The following is a 2,192-nucleotide window of genomic DNA, read 5'->3' on the forward strand; positions in this document are numbered from 1 at the left end:
GTGGGAGTCAATGTCGATGACGACCGTGCCGTAGACATGCCCGCGGCGTAAGGCGAAATCATCAACGCCGACCGCCGTGACGTCGGTCGGTATCCGCTCCGGGAGCGCGCGAACCATCCGCAGTAACGTCATCCGGCTGACCGGCGCCGCCAGCCGGTGCGCCAACCGAGCGCCGGCCCGGCCCGCAAGCGCCACCGCGATCGCCTCCAGCATCCGATGCAGCAGCTCGCTGCGCCGTCCGTACCGGATCGTCAGGTCCTCGACCTGCTCAACGAACGTCGTGCGGGCACAGGTCGTTCGGGCACACCTAAAGCGCCGCACCCGCAGCCGGATCCGGACCGGCTGCCCACCGACCGCGGCATCGGCCAACACCCGTTCGTAGCGGCTGTGCACCCGGCCAGACTGCGCACCGCAGCCCGGACAGGCCGCGCTGCTTCCGCGCGCCCGCGCGCCGATCTCGACCACGCCGTCTACCCGGTCGATCCGGTCAATCACCGCGCCGGCCAGGTGCGGCAACACGACACGACAACACGCAAGATCACATGGCCCTCATCATCGAGCCGACCACGTCAGTCTCAACGGCAACACGCGCAACACCAGCATCACGGAATGTGCCCAGTGACACGCTATTGAGGTCCGGTGGGTTCGCTCCACGGAAATGTTGCCCTCGATGGCTACTGGCACTAGTGCGGCTCACCGGACGTGTAGTGGACCGACCGGCGTGGCTTGAGAGAAGCGTGGCGTCACGCCCTGACTGGGATGTGCCCGCCGGCCGGTCCGTGCCCTCCAACTGTGAAGGAGACACAGTCCATGATCACCCTGGGCATCGACGCGCACAAGCGCAGCCACACCATCGTCGCCGTCGACGAGCACGGCAAGCAGCTGGCGGCCAAGACGATCGCGACGAGCACGAAGGACCATCTGGGTCTGCTGCGGTGGGCGCAGAGCCTGCACGAGGACGGACAGCGTCAGTGGGCGGTGGAGGACTGTCGCCATCTATCGCGACGCCTGGAACGGGACCTACTCGCGGCCGGACAGGCGATAGTGCGGGTGCCACCGAAGTTGATGGCCCACGTGCGCGACTCGGCTGGCACCTACGGCAAGTCCGACCCAATCGATGCCCTCGCCGTGGCCCGGGCCGCGTTACGGGAACCGGACCTCCCCATCGCGCGTCTGGACGGGCCCGAGCGGGAGGTGCGGTTACTCGTTGATCACCGAGAATCCCTCGTCAATGAAAGGACTCGGATGATCAACCGGCTGCGCTGGCACCTGCACGAACTCGACCCGTCCTGGGAACCAGGCCCCCGGTGCCTGGACCGCGCCAGCGCCTACGACCAAGTCCAGCAGCGCATCACCGAGCACGACGGCCTGGTCGCCCGCCTGGCCCGAACACTGATCGAGCATGCCCGTCAGCTCACCGAACAGATCAACGACCTCGAAGCTGAGATCACAACGTTGATCACCGCGCTCACCCCCTCGCTGCTCGCGGTCCCGGGCTGCGGTGCACTAACCGCAGCCAAGATCCTCGGCGAGACCGCCGGCATCGACCGGTTCACCTCCCGCCACGCCTACGCCCGCCACAACGGCACAGCACCGTTGCCGGTCTGGTCCTCCAACAACGCCCGACACCGACTCAGCCGAACCGGCAACCGGCAGCTGAACGCCGCCCTACACCGCATGGCACTGAGCCAAGCCCACTGGCATCCCGACGCGAAGAAGATGATGGCCCGGAGAAGGGCCAGCGGCGACAGCGGCATCGAAGCCCTCCGAATCCTGAAACGCCGACTCTCCGACGTCGTCTTCGTAGCCCTACAAACGGACCTCAGCCACAGCAACCCACCATCAAATTGACAGAGAAGCTAGTGCCAGAACCACTTTCAACGAGCAGCAGTGGTCACTTTCAGATGAGCGGCGTCAGCAGGAGTGCGGTTCCTGTTCACACATTCAGCGCTACTTTGACTTCCTACAACATCCGGTCGGTCTTCGCACGCGTAAGTTGTCGACATTCACGTTGATACCCGGCATTCCGTAGATCGTCACTAACCTAATCAGGCGACAAATCATCCTTCGCGCAGGACAGCGCTGCCATGACAACGCACACTCTATGCCGCATACCGTGCACGTCCACGCCGCTAAGCCTGGAAGCGTGGACCGATTGCCTGTTCGGCGGTGATCGCGGCGTGGTGATGAAC

Annotated in this window: 2 protein-coding genes; one reads left to right on the forward strand and one right to left on the reverse strand. The window is 65.1% G+C overall.

Annotated features, from left to right (window positions below; all coding sequences use genetic code 11):
- Positions 1-519: transposase family protein (locus tag WAN02_RS27880; RefSeq protein WP_422268492.1), on the reverse strand; the 519-nt coding region annotated here is incomplete at its 3' end.
- A 291-nt stretch (positions 520-810) separates the two neighbouring features.
- Here WAN02_RS27880 and WAN02_RS27885 point away from each other — a divergent pair.
- Positions 811-1,851, forward strand: coding sequence for an IS110 family transposase (locus WAN02_RS27885; protein WP_422268494.1), 1,041 nt, complete (start codon positions 811-813; stop codon positions 1,849-1,851).
- The last annotated feature ends 341 nt before the right edge of the window (positions 1,852-2,192 follow it).

Origin of the sequence: Mycobacterium sp. (assembly GCF_049281135.1) — a bacterium.
In the GTDB taxonomy this organism is placed as follows: Bacteria; Actinomycetota; Actinomycetes; order Mycobacteriales; family Mycobacteriaceae; genus Mycobacterium.